This window comes from Siminovitchia fordii DSM 16014 = CIP 108821, assembly GCF_000374565.1.
Taxonomy (GTDB): domain Bacteria; phylum Bacillota; class Bacilli; order Bacillales; family Bacillaceae_C; genus Siminovitchia; species Siminovitchia fordii.
Genome location: NZ_KB894689.1, coordinates 22,426 through 42,778, shown reverse-complemented (window position 1 = coordinate 42,778; position 20,353 = coordinate 22,426). Strand labels below are relative to the sequence as shown.

The window sequence follows — 20,353 nt, the reverse complement described above, 5'->3', positions numbered from 1 at the left end:
GTATGAAAAAACCGTCATTCCATCCTGTGGAGTGACGGTTTTAATTTTAGGTTTTCCGGACTCGTCCTTTGGCTCCCAAGACGTATTGCCGCCAGCAAACTGAGTTTATGAAGTGCGAGCATCAAAAGGCCGCCAAAAACTTGATCGACTTTTGCATTGATTTGAAAAGGAAGCAAAGCTCCTCCCTGATCGGCAGGAATACATAATTTTAGCATAAGCTGAGTGAACAATGGACTGGTATTCTGCCCATCTATTAATCCATTCAATATAAGCAACAGACAAGCTGGCATTAATAAAATACTGCTCCACCAAGAATATCGCTTTGGTCCTGAACCGGGTGTAATGACAGGAAGCCACATCAGGAAAGACAGAGCAAACAGGAAAAGTATGAAGCTTGTATGGATAACCGGATTTTTATAAAGAAATGGAAGAACTTGCGGTAAATGATACAGAAAGAATAATGTTGAGAAAATGATGAGGGCTGAAAATGATGATATGTTTCGCTTTTTCCATCTTTGTCCTATCCTTCCGGGCATCCCGAGCAAAAGGAGAGGTGATACAAAAAAATAAAGAATACTCATTTGCAGCATATGTGTACTAAATGAGAAATGACTGATTACATACAGTGGGCTGCCAATTAACAAGTAGAACAATCCAATCCCCGCATGAAACAAATAAAAATGACTGAACCTTACGTCTGGATGTTTTTTTGCCCAAAAGCAATACATTGCCGATATGCACGCAAGGATGATCAGAAGCGGCATATTCCAGGCAGCCATGCCGCCCAGTACCATCATGATGTTCTCCCCCTTTGTTCGAAAACCCCTGCATCTATTCATTTTATTACGGAGCTTTCCCACTTATGACTTCGCCTATTTTCAAATATTTTGCTGGTTTGCATTGACTTTTCATTACAATCGTTATATGGTTAGTTACATAAGTAACTAACCAATATGGTGGTGAAGCAGTGAGTAATTTAATTGATGATGGGCGCCCTATTTTTATTCAAATTGCCGAGAGAATCGAAGATGATATTATTTCGGGCGGATTAGCTGAAGAATCTCAAGTACCCTCTACAAATCAGTTTGCAGCATTTTATAAAATCAATCCTGCTACTGCCGCTAAAGGAGTCAATTTGTTGGTGGACGAAGGAATTCTCTATAAAAAACGAGGGATTGGCATGTTTGTAGCGGAAGGAGCAAGAGCAAAAGTGATTGAAAAAAGAAAAGAGCATTTTTTTGAGCAATATGTTGTTACGATGATCCATGAAGCGAAAAAACTTGGAATCACAACTGATCAATTGACCGAAATGATTCGGAGAGGAGATGAAGAATAATGGAGCAAGTAATCGAGATAAAACAATTGGAGAAATCATACGGTAGCTTTAAAGCTGTACAAAACATTAATGTTTCAATTCAAAAAAATAAAATATATGGTCTTCTCGGAAGGAATGGCGCCGGTAAAACCACATTGATGAAAATGATTACAGCACAAATTTTCCCCACAAGCGGTGACATAAAGGTTTTCGGTGAAAAACCTTATGAAAATAGAAATGTACTCAGGCAAATCTGCTTTATAAAAGAAAGCCAGCAATACCCGGTTAATTTTACAGTCAAAGATGTATTGGATGTGTCCAAATCCCTTTTTCCAAATTGGGATGCTGATTTTGCCCACTCGCTTATAAACGATTTCAACCTGCCCTTAAAGAAGAGGATTAAAAAGCTGTCACGCGGAATGCTCTCTGCAGTCGGCATTGTTGTCGGCCTTGCAAGCCGTTCGCCTCTGACCGTATTCGATGAACCTTATTTAGGGCTTGATGCGGTTTCCCGAGGTGTTTTTTACGATCGGTTAATGGAGGATTATGTAGAAAATCCGCGAACGGTGATCCTTTCATCCCATCTTATTGATGAGGTCAGTAACTTGCTTGAGCATGTGTTAGTGATTGGTGACGGTAAGCTTATAATTGACCAAGACGCTGAAGAGCTTAGGGGAATGGCTTACACGGTTACTGGCAAAGCGGCCCAAGTAGAAACATTCCTGGCTGGAAAAGAGGTTGTCCATCAGGAACCCTTCGGAGGATTGCTTTCAGCTACTGTCATTCGGGCTGAACATGATTCCGGACAAAAGCAAGCCGAAACATATGGTCTTGAAGTAACGCCGGTTTCATTACAGCAGTTAATCGTACATTTGACGACTGGGAAACGCAACCAAAAAGGAGTGATGGCCAAATGAATATCCAAAGTGTTGTAAACATTCATATAAAGGATAAATGGGGCTGGTTCTATATCCCTTCACTCATTCTATCTTCAAGCTTTTTGGTCAACCTGCTTGTCAGTTTACTAATCAATAATGATGAAAAATTCTATTCAGGTGGGGTAACATCCATTCTTGTATACGCGCTTGTGCTTGGAATCATTGTGGTCGCACAGTCCTTTCCATTTGCCATCGGGATGTCTATCACGCGAAAAGATTATTTTTTCGGTACAGTTTTGATGGGCCTGGCAACAAGCTTTACTATCGGTGCTTTACTAGGTGTTTTTTCTTATATCGAATATATCAGCAATGGTTGGGGAAACAGATTCCACTTTTTCTACTTTCCTTATTTAAATGATGGAACCAATTTCCTTGAAAAGTTGCCCATGTTTATGATTTTAGCAGCCTTTTTGTTCTTTCTTGGATTTTTCATTTCAAGCTTTGCTCGACGTTATGGCGGAAAAGGTATACTGATATTATCGTTGTCTACTTTGCTAGCAGGGAGTATTGTTGTCCTGTTGTTTCATCATTATCACGTTTGGTCGGACATTTTCCAGTGGCTATTATCCCAAACAGCAGCCGAGCTTTCCTATTGGTTGCTGCCGCTCATTCTCATTAATATGGCTGCCTCCTTTTTATTGCTTAAAAAGGCATCAATATAACAGAAAAGAGATTTGGACGATCAATCCGTCCAAATCTCTTTTAAGGCTTAATCCATTCGATGAACAGCATTTACTGATGGTGCGCACTCCATTTTTCCCATACTTTGTTTTCTAGTTAGAGATAGGCCGAATGTGCACAGCAGGATAGCCCCGCTCGCAATAAGAATGGTGACTTTCGAAGTAAATGCATCCGTCAGGACCCCTCCCATAAAAGGCCCGATAATTGCTGCAACAGCAAAAAATATGTTGAATAAACCATATAACGCACCATAGGAGTTTTCTTCTCCGTCTCCCTGTGTATTGCCGAGCATTGTTAATGTAGGTGAAACGGCGAGTCCCATACTTGCCCCTAAGAACAATAGGGCAAGCACCATTTGCAAGGTAGATTTAGCGATAACAACGAATGGCAGGATGATCCCTGAAAGAAGTAAACCGAGCAGCACAACCCGGCTCGGAGTATATTTACCTATTAAAAACCCCGATACCGGGGCCATTATTCCATAAGCCAATGTGATGACTCCAAACATCAGGCCAATGAAAAATGAATTTCCGGTGAAGGTACCGGATAAATAAATCGGCAATATAGGTTCCAGCATTGTCAACGTTCCTTCACTTACCACCATAATGGTCAAGATCCAAATGACCTCGCGCTGCCTTAACAAGTCTACAACCTTCTTTGGTTCCTGAAGAATCGGCCGCTGTTCATCCTGTAAATAGATAGCCGCCAGGATCATAACAGCGATCATCAGCACTGAAATTGTATAAAACGGAGTCGCATACCCGCCAAATTCAATTAGAAAGCCCCCTATCGGCGCCCCTAGCAATGTTCCTGCTGACATACTGGTCATGGCAAGCCCCATAGCAATCGCCCGTTCCTTTTTGACGAACATATCAGCAAGGAGGGCAAGCGAAGCCGTCCAGGTTGCTGCCGAAGCAACGCCTTGCAACGCTCTTGCGAGAATAAGGATTTCGAAATTTACGGGATGCGCAAATACAATAGTCGAAAGAGTCATTCCGATCAATCCAATGACGATCGGTTTTTTCCTGCCGATCTTATCTGTCAATTTTCCAAAGTATGTTGTGCATAGCAATAAAGTTATGGAATAGCTGCTAAACAAAATGCCGATCAAAGTTGGCGAAGCTTTGAAGTTTTCTTCATAATATGGTGTCAGCGGAATAATAACGCTGTATAGCAACATATCTAGAAATAAAATGGTGATCGCGAACGTTAATCCGAGTCTTTTTTTCATGCTCATTTGCTTCATAAAGTTCATTTTCGCACCTCCATAAAACACGGAAACTATTTAGGTTTTTTAAGTTTTTTTCAAAAAAATATGATTGATTGCCGAGACAAAAACTAAGGCTCGGCATTTCTTTCAACCATTCCAAATAATAGAACATTCACGATACCATTCATTGCCTCTTCCACGGTTATTCTGTTCTCCCAAATGAAACGCCGGTCCAATGTAAGGTTCGTAGCATCGATGACTAACCGCATTAACAACTCTACATTTTGTTCTTTTATAAGACCTTCCTCAATCCCCTGTTCAAGCAAGTTTTTTAAGGCTTCCCATTCGGAAAGAGAATGGTTCATTCTTTCCCATTGTTTGGGATAATACTTTTTCATCTGTTCCAGTATTTGTAAATCATAAAACTCATCATATTTCGGAACAACCATAATGGCCGCTTTTATCTTTTCTAAAAGTGATAAACTGCTATCCTCAACAATCGCCTCTGTTTTTTCATCAAATTCTGTAATCGTTAATTCGATAATAGCTTCCAGAATTTCAACTTTTGAAGAAAAATTCTCATATAAAGTGCGTTTGCTGATGCCTAGCCTGCCTGCTAGATCATCCATTGTAAACTTAATTCCTTTATCTTTGACTTCATCAACAAAAGCCTGCATAATTCGATCTTTCATTAGATTACCCCTTCAAAACCAAATAAACAAAATAAGTTTTATCCGTTTTTTAAAATTATACAGGCAAAAACTATGAACGGCAAGGGTTATTTTAGCAAAATAAAAAAGCCCCTGGTAACTGGAACTTATCCATTACCTGGGAGCTTATCACTTTTCATATATTAGTTGTGATCTATATAAAACTCAGCCGGAATAGACCCAAATTTTCTTCTATGATATAACATTGGATCCCGCTTCTCAACATTAATATCAACGACTTTTCCAATCAAAATAGTATGGTCTCCGGCTTCAATGGTTTGATGGACTTCACATTGCAGAACAGAAAAAGCCCCTTCAATAATCGGAAGGCCGTATTCGGATGTATTCCATTCACATTGACTGAACTTTCCGCCCTTTGATGAAGCGAAAGCTTTGCATGTCTCAACCTGATCCGCAGCCAAAATATGAACGGCAAATTTATTCCCTTTAGTGAATGCCTCAAGGGATGATGAGCGGTGATCAATTGACCAGAGGACAAGCAGCGGATCCAGAGATACCGATGCAAACGAGTTTACCGTCAGACCGAACGGCACTCCCTCGTCATTCGTAGTAGTCACGATTGTTACTCCTGTAGGATAGTTGCCGAGTGCTTCTTTGAACAATTGTTGTTTAGCTTCTTTTGTTACAGTCATTTCCTCTCTCCTCTTCGCTTTACCATGTATGTATAAAGACTGTCCCCGAATTACCGACCAGTCTGTTCTAGTACATTCCATTTTTTTAATTCCAAGCGACGAACTTTCTCCACAACATGCGGATCATTTTCTGCAAGAGCAGCAGCTTCTTCCAATGATTCAGCTAAATATATTACTAAGCCGCCTGACCCATCTGCAAAGGGCCCCCTCGCGAATACCTTTCCTTCTTTATCAAGCCTGTCCAGGTATTCAATATGTCGAGGGAGGACTACCTTATTCTTTTCAGGATCCAACATATAAAGCATTGCGGCATAATACCCCATCATTACGCCTCCCACACATAATAGTTAAATGGCCATTTCATCTTTTGGATATAAATAGTTATTTAATTTAATTTTCAAACCGCCGTTTCCGAATTTAATTCGCGGCTTATTTTCATATCTGTCTTTTTGAATATATTCTAGGAATAAAATAATATTTTTCCGGCGTTCAAGGATGTTATCCATGCCTTGTTCATAGAACCAACGATCAATGGTATTATATACTCCGCGATTAATGCCATATTTCTCAAAACAGTAATTGACAAAATATAGATCTGAATAATGAATCGCTTCTTCTATATTCATTAGATTACCTCCTGACTTTCAAATAGCTGCCTGTGGCATCAGGAATAGATTCTTAACCATAGAAGTTAGATGTTTCCAGCATTTGATGTGTAAGAGCACGGCTCATCCTCACCATTTCTTCCCCCAAATTCGACATCCGCTCTAATAGATCGAGATCTACAATTTGATTATTGCTGTCAAAGTGATCATTGTGTGCATAAACGAAGCCTGGAGCCACATAAGAGCGGAAATAACCGGCAATGGGCTTTAATTGATTTTCAATAACCAAATAATGTTGATACGTACCGCCTGTTGCGATAAAACCCATTACTTTGTTCCGAAAAACAGGTGGCGGAATCAAATCGAATAAATTTTTTAATGCCCCTGTAATTGACCCTTGAAATATTGGTGTTCCAACCAGATAAAAATCTGCGGATGCGACGATCTCTATTACTCTTTTTGTTTCCTCCTCATATGTTGAAGGATCCCGGCCGTCACAAAATTGAATTTGATAGTCTTTCAAATCCAATAGTTCGGTCATAATATCAGGATGATTTTGCTTTATTTCTTTCAGGATTTTTCTAATTACAATCCCAGTTTTTGATCCCGTGATCGTTCCTGAGATACCCAATAGTCTCACTGATATCCCTCCACATTCGTAATCTTGGATTATCTCATAATAAACGGATCCGGAATTGGCTCTGAGGATGTGTTCACCCAAACGACTTTACTTTGTGTATAATCATATATTGCTTCATAACCGCCTTCCCGGCCATAACCGCTGAGACCTGAACCTCCAATGGGTGCGATAGGTGATATGCTTCTATATGTATTAACCCAAACAATGCCAGCACGGACTGCCTTCGCAACCCGATGTGCCTTACCGATGTCTCTTGCCCAAATTCCTGCCGCCAGCCCATAATCCGTACTGTTTGCGAGTTGAATTGCCTCCGCTTCATCTCTGAAAGGGATTACACTTAGGACGGGCCCGAAGATTTCTTCCCTTGTAATTTTAGATTGATTATCGGTATGCTCAAAAATTGTTGGCTCAAAATACCATCCTTTTTCAAGTCGCGCAGGTTTTTTTCCGCCATATATGAGATGTCCACCTTCTTGCTTTCCAAGTTCCACATATTTCTCAACACGTTTTAGCTGCGCTTCTGTTGCAAGAGGACCCATCTCGGTTTCATCCTGAAGAGGATCACCGATTTTTATGCTTTGCACCCGATCTATTAATCGCTCAATCACTCTGTCATATATATTAGTGTGCAAAAATGCCCGTGAGCCTGCAACACAACTCTGACCCGAAGCACCAAAAATACCTGCGATAATCCCCATAGCCGCGTTATCCGGATCAGCGTCTTCAAAAACGATATTTGGTGACTTTCCACCAAGTTCAAGGGAAAGTTGTGCGAAGTTTTCTGCCGAATTGCGCACGACATGACGGGCTGATTCTTCCCCGCCTGTAAAGGCAATTTTCCTTACTAACGGATGTGTCGTCAGTGCTTCCCCGGCTGGTTTGCCGAATCCCGTGACAACATTGACAACTCCCGGCGGAAAACCAGCTTCTTCCACCAGCCGAACCAGTTCCAAAAGAGAAGCAGAGGTTACTTCAGAAGGTTTAATAACAATTGTATTTCCTGCTACGAGGGCAGGTGCCAATTTTAAAGTTGTCAAATAGAGTGGTGAATTCCAGGGAGTTATGGCAGCTACAACTCCTAATGGCTCCCGTGTTGTAAAAGCGAACATATCCCGTTTATCAATGGGCAGTGTACTACCTTGAATTTTGTCTGCCAAACCGCCGAAATAGTAATAGAACTCCGGCAGATAGCTTAATTGACCCCGCATCTCCCGAATAAGCTTACCGTTATCAGTTGTTTCAAATGTTGCCAGTTCTTCGACATTATCGGCAATAAGATCTCCCAGTTTTGATACAAGGCGGCCCCTTTGTGTATATGTCATGTTGGTCCATTCTGAATTTTCGAAAGCATCCTGTGCTGCCTTTACCGCCCTATCCACGTCTTCAGCAGTTGCCTCTGCAACCTCACACCATGCTTCCCCGGTTGCCGGATTATAGCTTTTAAAATACTTTCCATCAGAGGAAGGAGTCCACTCGCCATTTATATACATGTTATATTTTTTAAGCTCTGTCATAACCGTTTACTCCCTTCTTTAACTAGAAGAACTTTTCTTTATAAACGAGAGTATCATTTCATTTATTATTTCTGCTCCCTCCATTGGAAGCATATGCCTCATATCTGGAACAATTCGAAGCTCTGAGCCTTTGATTTTTTCATGCATCTGTCGGGACATATCCGGAGTAGATCCTACATCATATTCACCGGTTACAATTAAAGTGGGAACATCGATCTGATCCAACTGCGGCCATAATTCTTTATCCGCAGTCGCAAATAAAGTGTAGGCCGCTAAATAAGAAGCTGAATTATTTTTCTGAAGCCTTGTTCTGATCTCATTGACAGCTTCTTCATTTGCTCCGAGAAACCCATGATTGAACCAACGCTGGATTGCAGGTTCTATAGTACTGGCCGCTCCATTGATTTTTACTTCATTAACTCTTTTTAAGATGGCACTTCTTTGTTCGTCTGTTCTGTTGGCCACCGCACTCATAATCGTAAGTGTTTTCAATTTTGTTTTGTTTTTTATTGCAAAAGACTGGGCCACCATTCCACCCATTGAAAATCCGACAAGATGGCATTCTTTAATATTTAAGTAGTCTAGCAGGATTGATAACTGCTCAACAAATTGGGAAAGGGAATAGGGGCCTGGGAGTTGTTCAGACCTCCCATGCCCTATCATATCGTAGACAATTACTCTATAATATTTAGCCAGTTCATCAAGTTGTCCATGCCACATTGTATGATCCAAACCTACTCCATGAATGAAGACTATAGGCTCTCCTTCTCCCTTTTCCTCATAAAAAATATGTCTATGACCATACTTAGCTTCTGGCATTAAACGAGCCCCATTTCAACCATATCTGAATGGCGGTTACCAGTCCTTGGATGCGGTCTGCCTCCAGTTGAAGCTCCAATTGCTACTACAATCTCATCCGCTCTCGGCGCATCAGGAATTGAAGCTTCAAAAGTAATGTAATGAGAGCGCTGTGATTCATCATTTTTATGGACCATTGGGATGGTTACAGGCGAACCTGATCCACCTCTTTTATTGGTAAAGCTCAGTATGCTTTTCCCTTTAACGGCATCTCGGAATTTGTTTCCAAATTTCAATGTATGTATAAAAGCTGAAGCATGTTCAACTTCTCCATCTACACCTACGACTGCCGCTTTTCCGAATGCCTCCACATCATCTGCAGATTCAATATGTTTAAAGAGTTCATTTACCAATACTTCACCGATTTCGGGAGCGTATTCATTAATTTTAGGCATCAAATCCTCTACAAATCCTTGCCCTGCCCAAGGATTTTTCATCACAAGCATTGTGGTGATCATTCTTATGGGATTATCTAATTCTTTCCCGCCTTCAATTCTCGTCTCCTCTATTGCTGTGTAAACTTTACGAATTTCTAACATGAACTTTACCTCCTGTTGTCTCTGAAAAATTCGGCATTACTTCTTCTGTGAATAATTTTAAGCTCTTCATCATCTTTTCATGAGGTAAACCATTATGATTTACCCAGAGCAATAAGTATTGAAGATTTAGTTCTTCTTTTAGCTCCTTAATTTTTTCAGTTACATATTCCGGTGTTCCAAAGAGCAGGTTACGTGGATGTAAAAAATCATAAGAAAGCTCTTGGCCCGGCTTCACTTCTTCCCCTGGATCCATTAAGTTCCCAAGACCTCTCCAATGGCAGATCCAGCGATAGTTATTGAGCACTGCCTCAGCCGCATCCTCTCGAGCCTGTTCCATAGTTTCAGCAACATAAACGTCTCGGACAAGCGCAATGCCTTCTCCCATCGGAACCTCATAGCCACGAGCCTCAGATGCCTTTTCTTGATAGAGCTTAAAGCGACCTTTCAACTCTTTTACAGTCGGCATCCAGAAGATTCCCTTAATATTGTTCTGTGCGGCAAGTTCTATAGAGCGAGGTGAGTCAATTGTTTGCCATAAAGGCGGAAATGGTTTTTGATATGGCCCAGGCATAATAGAAATTTTATTGATTTCATTTTTCTCCATATCCATAAATTCTGGAGAAGAAGGGCTCATTGGATGATTCCACTTAAGTCCTTCCGGTGGAAACTCATAAAATTCACCTTTATGTGAAAAGAATCGGTTTGACCAAGCTTTCTTCAGAATTTCAAGTGTCTCGTCAAACAACGCTCGGTTTTGCGCTTGGTTTTTAGGATCTGCTTTTGCATTTAAATTCGCTGCTTCCCGGCCGTAAAGACCTCGAGCTAGTCCTACTTCCACGCGCCCCTTGCTAAGTTGATCCAGCATCGCAATATCTTCCGCCAAACGGAGAGGATGCCAAAATGTAATGACATTTGCGGCCTGTCCGATTCTGATTCGTTTTGTATGTGCGGCAATATCAGCACCGATCATTAAAGGATTTGAAATTAATTCATTGCCTTCATGTCCAAAATGATGTTCTGTATACCATATGGAGTCATATCCATTTTCATCGCAATAAATCGCCTGCTCGCGCGCTTCATCTAAAACCTTGTGATATTCCTCATGCCTCCCCTGACCAGAGAGGTTAGCAAATATTCCAAATTTCATATCACATTTCCCCTATCTCTATTTGTTTTTTAAAAGTTTTTGCGCTATTCCTTTTTGCAGCTGCTGACCGCTCGCACTTACATGCTCACGCATTCTTTTTTCAGCTAATTCTTTATCCCCAGCTTGTATTGCTTTTAGAATCTTTTCATGTTCCTCTAAGGACTTCTCTAAGCGATTAGGAACTTCAATGCTTAAAAACACATATCGGTTATAAGGAATTTGATTTAACAAGATGTTTAGTAAGTAAACTAGCTTAGAGTTGTCAGAACCATCCAAGATCACTCTATGGAAAATATTATTCGCCTCTACATAAAGTTTGTGATTATTTGTGCTAACAGCTTCCCTCATCATGTCAACTGATTCTGCCAATTCTTTAATTGTCTCGGCATCGCCAACTTCCGCTAAGAGTCCGGCCGCAAGCCCTTCCAATACTTCTTTGACTCTAAATAATTCAATCAATTCTTTTTCAGTAGGCTTTGTCACACAAGTCCCCACTCGCGGAATGATTTCTACCAATCCTTCCCTTTCGAGTTGTTTGAATGCCTCCCGAATTGGCGTCCGGCTTACTTTGTAATATTGTGATAAAGCAGATTCAGATAGCTTTTTTCCAGGCTCATATTCACCAGTAACGATGGCATCCCTGATAGCATTGGTTACTTGAGCAGTAATGCTGATAGTCGAAATCATGTACCCATTCCTCTCTTCTTCCATGTACCATGGCAGAATTATGATGTCTCTACCATGTACCATACAAGTTACCTCAAATGTTAAAGGAATCATTTTTGAAAGTCAAGCAGGAATTAAAATTTTGGGAATTATTTCGCTTCTGATTTAGAATACTGATTGGGTGCTAATAATTGATTATCTATCGATCTGGGCTTTTGCTCTGCAACAATTCCCTGTTCAATCGCCAATTTCTTAGCTATCCTCGGAGCATGCCATAAAAGAGGCAGCATAATCAACGATACTGGTACAGCCGCAATGACAACAAAGGATTGCAAAGCACTAATTCCTCCACCGCCGATTTTTATTAAAATGACAGCGATGGCTGCCATAATGATGGACCAAAATACCCGAATCGCCTTAGGAGGATCTCCTATCCCCGTCACGCTCATTGAGATGGAATATGACATGGAATCAACGGTTGTGACTACGAATAAAATTGTTAATAGTAAGAATATACTGGGCATGATTGTCCCCAATGGCATACTTTGAGCTATTGCAATGATTGCAGCAGGCAAACCGCCTTCTGTCAGTGCAACGCTGATGGTACCTTTTTCTTGTAATTCATAAAATATTCCTGTTCCACCTAAGACAGTAAACCAGAAATTTGTAGTCAGTGGAGCAATAATTGCCACTACTAGAAAGACTTCTCTGATTTTACGTCCCCTCGAAATCCTTGCAACAAGAAGTGCAACCAATGGACCGAAGCCGATAAACCATCCAAAGAAGAATAACATCCAGTAACCCAGCCACTCTTGATCCCCACGGTAAGTGCTGATGTTAATGAATTCAGTCGCATACGTTCCCATGGATGAAATAAACGAGTTAATAATAAATTCACCCGGCCCAAAGAAAAGAAGGAATATGGCGATAAGAACAGCCACATTAACATTTAACCTACTGAGCCATTGGATTCCTTTATCTATACCGGTAATGGTGGATACCAAAACAACCGCTGTGAGCCCAATGATGATCATAACCTGCGTAGAGAAAGAATCTGACCAGCCAAAGATAGCGTTTACACCGTAGCTTACCTGAAGCCCCAAAAATCCAATTGGTCCTATCGTTCCTGCTGCAGCTCCAATGATGCAAAAAACATCTGCGAAGGTACCCCACTTGCTGTCTTTAATTTTTTCTCCAAAAATAGGATACAACAAGGTTCTGGGCTTAAGCGGCATTCCTTTATTATGGTGTGCATACATGATCACAAGGGTGCTGATTGCACCATATACAGACCACGCGGTGAATCCCCAAGACATATAACTCTGCGCAAGCGCCGGTCCAATTGCTTCTTCTGTGCTTGCTGCTATGCCTGTATGCATTGGTGGTACTTCAAGAAAATAGTACATCGGCTCAGCTGCCGCCCAAAAGACTCCTCCTGCTCCAAGTCCAGCAGTCACAATTATAGCTACCCATTTGAAAAAACTCATATCAGGCTTACTTTGCCCAAGAGTTGCCTGTCCACTTTTCGATAAAGCGATAAACGCTCCAACTGCAAACGTCGCAAGCATTAAGATTTGCCAATATGCACCAAAGAATCGTATGGACAAGTCAAAACCGATATTCACGTATTTACTAACAAGATCCACTTTAAAAAGTGACATCAGGACAAAAAACACCAGAGTACCACCACTGATAATAAATACCTTCCAATCTACTTTTTCCCTTATGGAACTCCAACTTTCAAACATTTTATCCCCCCATTTCTAAATTTAGTTGATTTACAGAGGTTCTGTTGGCAATCGCTTTCACCTTTCCTTTCTTTTTCTGCCATGTAACATGGTAGTTTAGTAAAAATACTATTAGAATAATTTGTGAATGTCAATGTTTTTTTAAATATTCATAGTTGAGAACACCCATTTATTATCTCAATAAATAAAAAAAGCCCTCTCATTAAAAATACGTTGGGCTTAAAAAGGAAAGAGTATGATTCTTTTTTATTTGGGGGACGGGCACTTTAGTTCATCTTTATTACATTAAAACTTCCGGTGTATGATGATCCGGTGATGTTTAATATATGTCACAAGGCCAATGACTGCAATAATAATGACAGCACCATTGGCAGCCGTATTTACGATGTTAACCTCCGGAAAAAGCGTGTCTGCATAATTGATCCAACTTTCCATCCATGGATCCTTTGCTAATGCCATAATGGCATTTTGAGCAATAAAGCCCCCTGCAACAACATTCATCCAAGGAACAGCAATAGCCAATTTTATAATCAGCCTCAAAAAATAGAGAGAGATTAAAAGACTGCAAAAAATTCCCAATGAAATGATTAGGATATGATCAGAAATATTTGAAACGATGAGAACACCATCCCAACAAATCAGAAAGTCAGTAGCAGCAAAGGTTGCCAATATCTTCATGTTGTGAAACAGCGAACGCGGACGGCGCGAAAATCTTTGTGTTTCTACGCCATAAATAAGCTTTGTAACAAGCTTATAGGATATGAAAAGCAAAATGAATCCAGTTAACAAGTGAAACATCGGGACACCTGACAACCCCTCCACGATACAAACATATACAGTTCGAGTAAGGGTCAACAGAACAGCGGCTAAAAAGGTAACTTCAAAGTAAGATTGCCTTCGTAAAACTGCTCCAAGGATCAACATGTTGTCAATATCACTTACAAGGGTCATAAAAAACACTTGCAGAAAATCTTGGATCATTTAGGGCCAGTCTCCTTGTTTTTCATACGTCTTTTTCACTATTTGTATGTGGAAAAGCCCGAATCATTACCCAAAGGAGACATTTGGCATCGTTCAATAATGAAACTGCTGCTCCCACCGCTTCTCGCTTTCGTATCGTTAAAATGTCCATTTTCTATTATGTCTTTTGAAAGAAAAATGGGTGCTAGTTGCAGGAAATTTTAACCGGTACGGTATGAAAATGTAAAAGAAAAATTGAACGTTGAAGGCAACTTTTCTGTACAAAAGCGGCTTCCGATCATCACATATTATGAACTTAGAACTAATTGTACTCTCTTTAAAAACTGTTTCTAGATTCAGTCATAAGTATGTCTTTTCAGTGTGCTACCATTGAAATTATTTGACTTAATTGGCATATCACAAATACTTCCTGTCCCTCTTTTAAGCTTTCGTACATATACTTTTATCGGGTTCAATCTGGAGATTAGATTATTAATAGCTGCTTCCGGATCCACTTTGCCTCCACAAGTATAGCAATCAACAGCAATGAAAGACTTTTCCGGGTAACTATGAATGGATAAATGACTTTCCGATAACAGAATAACAACGGTCATTCCCATCGGTTGAAATTCTTTAAATTGAACGGATACTATAGTTGCTCCGGAAATCTTGGCTGCAATCTTGGCTAAATCTATCAGCAATAAATTATTTTTGATTATTGATGACTCAATGCCCCATAAATCTGCTGTTATATGAATCCCTTCCGTTGTATATTCCATACGGCTAATCTTCATCCTTTAATTAACTTAATTATTAATTTATCTAAACTATTTTTCAAATTTTTTTACCTGTCTTTTTATTAAGTTGAAGGTATTATGTTGACAGGCACTACACCCTTCCTCTTTCAATTGTTCGATTGTTGTAAAGTTTTGTTCCAAACCGACATGATAAATTCTACTGCATCTCTTACAAATATACTTGCGCAGCGTCTGTTTTATCTCACCTGTATACAACGGTACTTCAAATTTATCGGTGTGCAACGAAGTTGTTTTATTTGTTGTAGACAACGTGATAAGTTGCCCGCTCCCACCCAGTATTTGTGCTCCTTCGTATTCATTAAAATTTGGAATAATTTCAGTTGCGGACAAACCCAAGTTGGTAAGTTCTTCTTGAATATTTAACATGAAATTAGGATGTTTATGCGAATAGGATAAATATATTTTCAATCCAATTTCGTTTTTCAGTGCTTCAATCCCCCTAGAAAGAAACAGTGAAAGACCAGTCAGTGTATATGGCGGATCTGTAAAAATACAGTCAAATTTCCCCATCATTTCTGTTGGCAGCGGTTCTCTCAAATCCCCCTGCAAGCAGTCAATCCCCAAGTTGTATTGTTGAGAGATGTCCCCAATATATTCCAAGACATTATTATCCATATCTATTACCTGTATCTTTGTATGAACATTCCTGTTCGGTAATAGCTCTTTTAGAATGATTGCAAGTGAAACACTGACTAAATCATCATCTCCTAAGCAGAGTATTTTTTTACCGATAACAAAATTGGATTGGAGGGCATGGATGGCACGTTTAAAGCTGGTTTGAGAGGTACACTTTGACTGATCAATGGCAGCGTTTATTTGGGGCCTTAGATTATAAATATCTTGATATCTTTCCAACAGCTCCTCCAGTTTGAAAGAGTGCCCACTGTTCTTTATTTCATTCCACAACTCTTTTTTAAAACTTTGATACCCCAGTTCAAACTCTACAAATCTTTTGCCATGTAAAGTACATCTTGTGCCCCGACTAGATATCAGGGCACCCGCTTTTGCCAGTTCATTCCTAATTGCAACCGTGATAGGGACAGGTATTTTCAAGGAGCGGGAAAGTTCTTTTGTTGAAATACCTGGTTTTAAATAGGACTCAATCAGCAATTGTTCCACTACTTGCCTGCCTTCTTCTAATTGAACGTTTCTACATGCAATATCAACATAGTTCATCGAATGACCCACCATCTTTATAAATTACCGGTCATCACCTTCTCAAGTTTAACGGTGATGTTTTTCAGTGTTATGATCTCTTCTAAACTAAGCTTTGAATAATATTCTTTAATGATCTTGAGTTCGATATTATCCATCTCTCTAAAATAATCTTTCCCTTTCTCATCAAGAGACACGATGATCTCTCTTCTGTTAGCAGGGTTGATTGATCTTTTAATATACTTTTCTTTTTCAAGCTTCGAAGCAATTTGGCTGACGGCACTGGAAGTTACTTTCATATTCTCAGCGAGTTCCTTAACTGTTAAGTCATTATATTTCCTAACAATTTTCAATAGAAATTCCTGCTTTGATGTTAAATCGTATTTCATTAACGGTTTATATTCATCAACGATTAGCATGTTACAATTCTCTTCTGCTTGATGAAGCTCTTTAACGTGTTTGATATATTCAGTCAACATTTTGCCAAAACTCCAGTTATAAAGATTAATTATTTAGTAAGCTTAATTATATAGTCTTTTAATGATAAGTCAACACATGATGTTGGGGAAAACTTCGAAAAGACGACTGTTTTTTATAAAGGGCGGTTAGATTTTCTATATATAAACATCGAATTTCGTTCAGTTCACTTGAGGATTGCGGGAGCTAAGTAAAACCACTTTGTTCTCTAAAGTCTTTCCTTTGCAGACTACCTTCCCGATAAAACTGTTTTCTTTTTCAGTTCCGTTCTGAAGTAGTAACACATTTTAAAACATTTTGACCATCTTCCTATATCGAATAACAATAAATCATTATTACAAGCTTTGCAAAAAAAATATGTCCGCAGGCACGATGCCTGTGGACATTTCTTTATCTGGCTATAGAATTTTCATATGCAGTAATTTCATCCTCCAATTGCAGCGTTAATGCAATTTCATCCCAACCGTTCAAAAGCATTTGACGGCGGTAAGGATCAATGGAGAAGGAATACGTTTTTCCGTTCTCCGCCACAATTGTTTCGGTTTCGAGATTGACGGTAATCTTCAGAGGATTCTCTTTCCCTGCCTGAAGAAGTTCTTCGATCTCTGATTCTTTCAATTGTATTGGCAGAATGCCATTTTTAAAGCAGTTGCTATGGAAAATATCAGCAAAACTCGTAGCAATAACAACACGGAAACCATAGTCGCCCAAAGCCCAAGGAGCATGCTCACGTGAAGAGCCGCACCCGAAGTTTTCGCGGGAAACAAGGATTTCGCTGCCTTTATATTCCGGTTTGTTTAGGACAAAACCGGCTTTTTCAGAGCCATCGTCATTGAAACGCCAATGATAAAATAAAAATTTTCCGAACCCGGTCCGTTCAATTCTTTTTAAAAATTGCTTTGGAATGATTTGGTCAGTATCGACGTTCACGCGGTCCAATGGTGTGATGACACTTGTTACTTCTTTTATCGGCTTCATGCGTGAACCTCCTCCTTCATCATGTTCCTTACATCCACAAAGCGGCCTTCTACAGCTGCAGCTGCAGCCATTGCCGGGCTTACAAGATGTGTACGGGATCCGTTACCTTGGCGCCCCTCGAAGTTCCGGTTGGATGTAGAAGCACATCGTTTGCCTGCGGGAACCTGATCAGCATTCATCGCAAGACACATGCTGCACCCTGTCTCCCGCCATTCAAAGCCTGATTCACGGAAAATCTGGTCCAAGCCCTCTTCTTCGGCTTGTGCCTTTACAGTACGGGAACCGGGAACAACGATGGCTGTTACCCCTTCACTCACTTTTCTTCCTTTCAGTACTTTAGCCGCCGCTCTCAAGTCTTCGATACGAGAATTTGTGCATGAACCGATGAACACATATTGAATATCCACATCGGTCATTTTCATGCCGCCTTCCAAGCCCATATAGTGCAGAGCCTGCTCGATGGATTCTTTTTCGGATTCACTTGCCGCATTTTCAGGTTTAGGTATGCTTTCTGAAATCCTGACACCCATAGAAGGATTTGTTCCCCATGTTACGAATGGCTCAATTTCAGGAGCATCTATCTCGATGACTGAATCATATTCAGCATCCGGATCGGATGCAAGCTGCTTCCACTCTTCTACTAACTTATCAAACTCATCTCCGGATGGAACATGTTCGCGCCCTTTCAAGTATTCAAAAGTTGTCTCATCAGGGCTGATGAGACCTGCTCTTGCTCCAGCCTCGATGGACATATTGCAAACAGTCATCCGTTCTTCCATCGTCAATTTGCGGATGGCTTCACCCGTGTATTCAATGACATGACCTGTTCCAACGTCTACCCCATACTTGGCAATGATCGCCAAAATCAAGTCTTTGGCAGTAACTCCGGCTCCGAGCTCTCCGTTCACCTGAACTTTCATCGTTTTCGGCTTTTGCTGCCATAATGTCTGTGTGGAAAGTACATGCTCCACTTCACTTGTTCCAATTCCGAAAGCAAGGGCACCAAAAGCACCATGTGTGGAGGTGTGGCTGTCTCCGCAAACGATCGTTTTACCTGGCTGCGTCAATCCAAGTTCTGGTCCGATAACATGGACAATCCCTTGATCAGGATGACCCATTCCTGCTAAAGGAACTCCAAATTCAGCACAGTTTTTCTCCAACGTAGTCATCTGTTTCTTCGCAATTGGATCTTTTACCTCTTCATTCGTTCTTGTTGGAATGTTATGGTCCATTGTGGCAAATGTAAGATCAGGCCTTCTCACTTTACGGCCGTTTAAGCGCAATCCCTCAAACGCCTGCGGTGAAGTTACTTCATGGACAAGGTGCAGATCGATATAGATGAGATCCGGCTTTGAATCTTCACTATGAACAACATGTTTATCCCATATTTTTTCAATGATTGTTTTGCCCATTTTCCACACCTCACTTATACGCTGCTAAAATATGGTCAGAAACTAATTCACTTTCAATTTCGTTAATGACTTTTTCTGTCATTTCCGTAGTAGTCAATACTTTTCCACCGTGGGTTTTAAATTCTCCCGTGCTAAACCCGGCTTCCAATACTTTTTTGACCGCTTCTTCGATAGCATTTGCTTCCTGATTCATTCCAAATGCTGTTCTAAGCATCATGGCACCCGATAAAATGGCTCCCAGCGGATTCGCTTTGTTCTGCCCTGCAATATCTGGTGCAGAACCATGTACCGGTTCATACAGACCGAATCCGTCCGCACGAAGACTTGCTGAAGGCAACATTCCAAGGGATCCGCAAATAACGGAAGCTTCGTCGCTTAAAATATCACCGAACATATTTTCAGTTACAATCACGTCGAAAGAAGCTGGAGAAGTAATCAACTTCATGGATGTGGAATCTACAAGCATATGCTCATACTCTACGTCAGGATAGTCAGCCGCAATTTCTTCCACAATTTTGCGCCACAGCCTGCTTGACTCCAACACATTGGCTTTATCTACTGATGATACTTTCTTATTACGCTGTTTAGCCAATTCAAAAGCAAATCTGACAACTCGCTCAATTTCCTCACGTTTGTATATTAATGTGTCCACTGCTTCTTCATCCGTGTGATAACTCGGTTCTCCGAAATAAAGACCGCCTGTCAACTCCCTGACGAACACCAAGTCGACGCCTTCTGCAACTTCCTCCTTTAAAGGAGAGGAGGAAAGCAACGTTTTGTATGCTTGCACGGGTCTTAAATTCACACTTAATTCAAAGTGCTTGCGAAGCTGAAGAAGCCCTTTTTCCGGCCGTAGTTCCTTTGGATAATGATCCCACTTCGGCCCTCCGATCGCTCCGAGTAATATGGCATCACTTTCTTCGCATTTCCTGATGGTCTCTTCAGGAATCGGGTGACCGGCCTGATCAAGAGCATCCCCGCCGAGTAAGCCATGCACCCACTCAAATTCGTGATGGAAGCGGCGGCCGATTGTATCCAAAACAGCCGTTGCCGCATTCGTTACTTCTTTGCCAATACCGTCTCCAGCGAGTACAGCTACCCGTTTCTTCATCCCGTTTTCCTCCCAATTGTAATATTATTCTATGTCCAGTGACGCATAGGATGTGCTAGTGCAGGCGAAGCGACAGGACGTCGCTGACTGAGCCTGCCTTCAGCGCCATTGGCTCGAGGTCACAAGCAGCGAGGAAGCATATTCAGGAAGAATATGCTCCTGCGGCATAGCGAATTCGAGGAAGCGTATGTTTCCCTCGTCGCAAAGCTGCATGAAAT

23 protein-coding genes are annotated in these 20,353 nt (G+C 40.8%); 3 read left to right on the top strand and 20 right to left on the bottom strand.

The window, feature by feature from the left end; translation table 11 throughout:
• Nucleotides 1–14 precede the first annotated feature (14 nt).
• Entirely contained in the window at nt 15–797 is a 783-nt protein-coding gene (locus C509_RS23700) for a cytochrome c oxidase assembly protein (RefSeq protein ID WP_018706593.1), read from the bottom strand.
• A 170-nt stretch (nt 798–967) separates the two neighbouring features.
• Here C509_RS23700 and C509_RS0108970 point away from each other — a divergent pair, with 170 nt between their 5' ends.
• The 3 genes from C509_RS0108970 to C509_RS0108960 are packed head-to-tail and all read left to right on the top strand — an operon-like array spanning nt 968 to nt 2,915.
• Nucleotides 968–1,336, top strand: coding sequence for a GntR family transcriptional regulator (locus C509_RS0108970; RefSeq protein ID WP_018706592.1), 369 nt, complete (start codon nt 968–970; stop codon nt 1,334–1,336).
• A complete protein-coding gene (locus C509_RS0108965) occupies nt 1,336–2,232 on the top strand; it encodes an ABC transporter ATP-binding protein (protein WP_018706591.1) in 897 nt (298 codons plus the stop codon). Before C509_RS0108970 ends, C509_RS0108965 begins: the two co-directional genes overlap by 1 nt.
• Nucleotides 2,229–2,915 (top strand): hypothetical protein, encoded by a 687-nt coding sequence (locus C509_RS0108960; protein WP_018706590.1) that lies wholly within the window; start codon nt 2,229–2,231, stop codon nt 2,913–2,915. The genes C509_RS0108965 and C509_RS0108960 overlap by 4 nt, the downstream gene beginning before the upstream one ends.
• Before the next feature lie 47 nt (nt 2,916–2,962).
• Here the strand turns inward: C509_RS0108960 and C509_RS23695 are convergent, their stop codons facing one another.
• From C509_RS23695 to leuB, 19 genes are all read right to left on the bottom strand, one after another.
• Nucleotides 2,963–4,189: an MFS transporter gene (locus C509_RS23695; protein WP_018706589.1), complete on the bottom strand. Its 1,227-nt coding sequence runs from the start codon at nt 4,187–4,189 to the stop codon at nt 2,963–2,965.
• A gap of 83 nt (nt 4,190–4,272) precedes the next feature.
• Nucleotides 4,273–4,836, bottom strand: coding sequence for a TetR/AcrR family transcriptional regulator (locus C509_RS0108950; RefSeq protein ID WP_018706588.1), 564 nt, complete (start codon nt 4,834–4,836; stop codon nt 4,273–4,275).
• A 161-nt stretch (nt 4,837–4,997) separates the two neighbouring features.
• Nucleotides 4,998–5,507, bottom strand: coding sequence for a flavin reductase family protein (locus tag C509_RS0108945; RefSeq protein ID WP_018706587.1), 510 nt, complete (start codon nt 5,505–5,507; stop codon nt 4,998–5,000).
• A 50-nt stretch (nt 5,508–5,557) separates the two neighbouring features.
• Nucleotides 5,558–5,830 carry a YciI family protein gene (locus tag C509_RS0108940; protein ID WP_018706586.1) on the bottom strand — a complete coding sequence of 91 codons (273 nt, stop codon included), beginning with the start codon at nt 5,828–5,830 and terminating at the stop codon, nt 5,558–5,560.
• Nucleotides 5,831–5,854: 24 nt separating this feature from the next.
• Nucleotides 5,855–6,133, bottom strand: coding sequence for a hypothetical protein (locus C509_RS0108935; protein WP_018706585.1), 279 nt, complete (start codon nt 6,131–6,133; stop codon nt 5,855–5,857).
• A 52-nt stretch (nt 6,134–6,185) separates the two neighbouring features.
• Nucleotides 6,186–6,752, bottom strand: a complete 567-nt coding sequence (locus C509_RS0108930; RefSeq protein ID WP_018706584.1) for an NADPH-dependent FMN reductase — start codon at nt 6,750–6,752, stop codon at nt 6,186–6,188.
• A 29-nt stretch (nt 6,753–6,781) separates the two neighbouring features.
• On the bottom strand, nt 6,782–8,266 hold the full coding sequence (locus C509_RS0108925; protein ID WP_018706583.1) for an aldehyde dehydrogenase: 1,485 nt from the start codon (nt 8,264–8,266) through the stop codon (nt 6,782–6,784).
• Nucleotides 8,267–8,284: 18 nt separating this feature from the next.
• Nucleotides 8,285–9,085, bottom strand: coding sequence for an alpha/beta fold hydrolase (locus tag C509_RS0108920; protein WP_018706582.1), 801 nt, complete (start codon nt 9,083–9,085; stop codon nt 8,285–8,287).
• Nucleotides 9,085–9,663 (bottom strand): amino acid synthesis family protein, encoded by a 579-nt coding sequence (locus C509_RS0108915; protein WP_018706581.1) that lies wholly within the window; start codon nt 9,661–9,663, stop codon nt 9,085–9,087. Before C509_RS0108915 ends, C509_RS0108920 begins: the two co-directional genes overlap by 1 nt.
• Nucleotides 9,647–10,810, bottom strand: coding sequence for an LLM class flavin-dependent oxidoreductase (locus C509_RS0108910; protein ID WP_018706580.1), 1,164 nt, complete (start codon nt 10,808–10,810; stop codon nt 9,647–9,649). Before C509_RS0108910 ends, C509_RS0108915 begins: the two co-directional genes overlap by 17 nt.
• A gap of 18 nt (nt 10,811–10,828) precedes the next feature.
• Nucleotides 10,829–11,497 (bottom strand): GntR family transcriptional regulator, encoded by a 669-nt coding sequence (locus C509_RS0108905; RefSeq protein ID WP_154654380.1) that lies wholly within the window; start codon nt 11,495–11,497, stop codon nt 10,829–10,831.
• 128 nt (nt 11,498–11,625) lie between these two features.
• Nucleotides 11,626–13,224, bottom strand: a complete 1,599-nt coding sequence (locus C509_RS0108900; protein WP_018706578.1) for a BCCT family transporter — start codon at nt 13,222–13,224, stop codon at nt 11,626–11,628.
• Nucleotides 13,225–13,509: 285 nt separating this feature from the next.
• Nucleotides 13,510–14,205 carry a hypothetical protein gene (locus C509_RS0108895; protein WP_018706577.1) on the bottom strand — a complete coding sequence of 232 codons (696 nt, stop codon included), beginning with the start codon at nt 14,203–14,205 and terminating at the stop codon, nt 13,510–13,512.
• 335 nt (nt 14,206–14,540) lie between these two features.
• Nucleotides 14,541–14,963: an adenosylmethionine decarboxylase gene (speD, locus tag C509_RS0108890; protein ID WP_018706576.1), complete on the bottom strand. Its 423-nt coding sequence runs from the start codon at nt 14,961–14,963 to the stop codon at nt 14,541–14,543.
• Between the two features lie 48 nt (nt 14,964–15,011).
• Nucleotides 15,012–16,178, bottom strand: a complete 1,167-nt coding sequence (locus tag C509_RS0108885) for a bis-aminopropyl spermidine synthase family protein (protein WP_018706575.1) — start codon at nt 16,176–16,178, stop codon at nt 15,012–15,014.
• Nucleotides 16,179–16,195: 17 nt separating this feature from the next.
• Nucleotides 16,196–16,636 (bottom strand): MarR family winged helix-turn-helix transcriptional regulator, encoded by a 441-nt coding sequence (locus C509_RS0108880; protein WP_018706574.1) that lies wholly within the window; start codon nt 16,634–16,636, stop codon nt 16,196–16,198.
• Between the two features lie 388 nt (nt 16,637–17,024).
• Entirely contained in the window at nt 17,025–17,612 is a 588-nt protein-coding gene (leuD, locus tag C509_RS0108875; protein WP_018706573.1) for a 3-isopropylmalate dehydratase small subunit, read from the bottom strand.
• On the bottom strand, nt 17,609–19,024 hold the full coding sequence (leuC, locus tag C509_RS0108870; protein ID WP_018706572.1) for a 3-isopropylmalate dehydratase large subunit: 1,416 nt from the start codon (nt 19,022–19,024) through the stop codon (nt 17,609–17,611). The genes leuD and leuC overlap by 4 nt, the downstream gene beginning before the upstream one ends.
• Before the next feature lie 10 nt (nt 19,025–19,034).
• Entirely contained in the window at nt 19,035–20,135 is a 1,101-nt protein-coding gene (leuB, locus tag C509_RS0108865; protein WP_018706571.1) for a 3-isopropylmalate dehydrogenase, read from the bottom strand.
• Between the last annotated feature and the right edge of the window lie 218 nt (nt 20,136–20,353).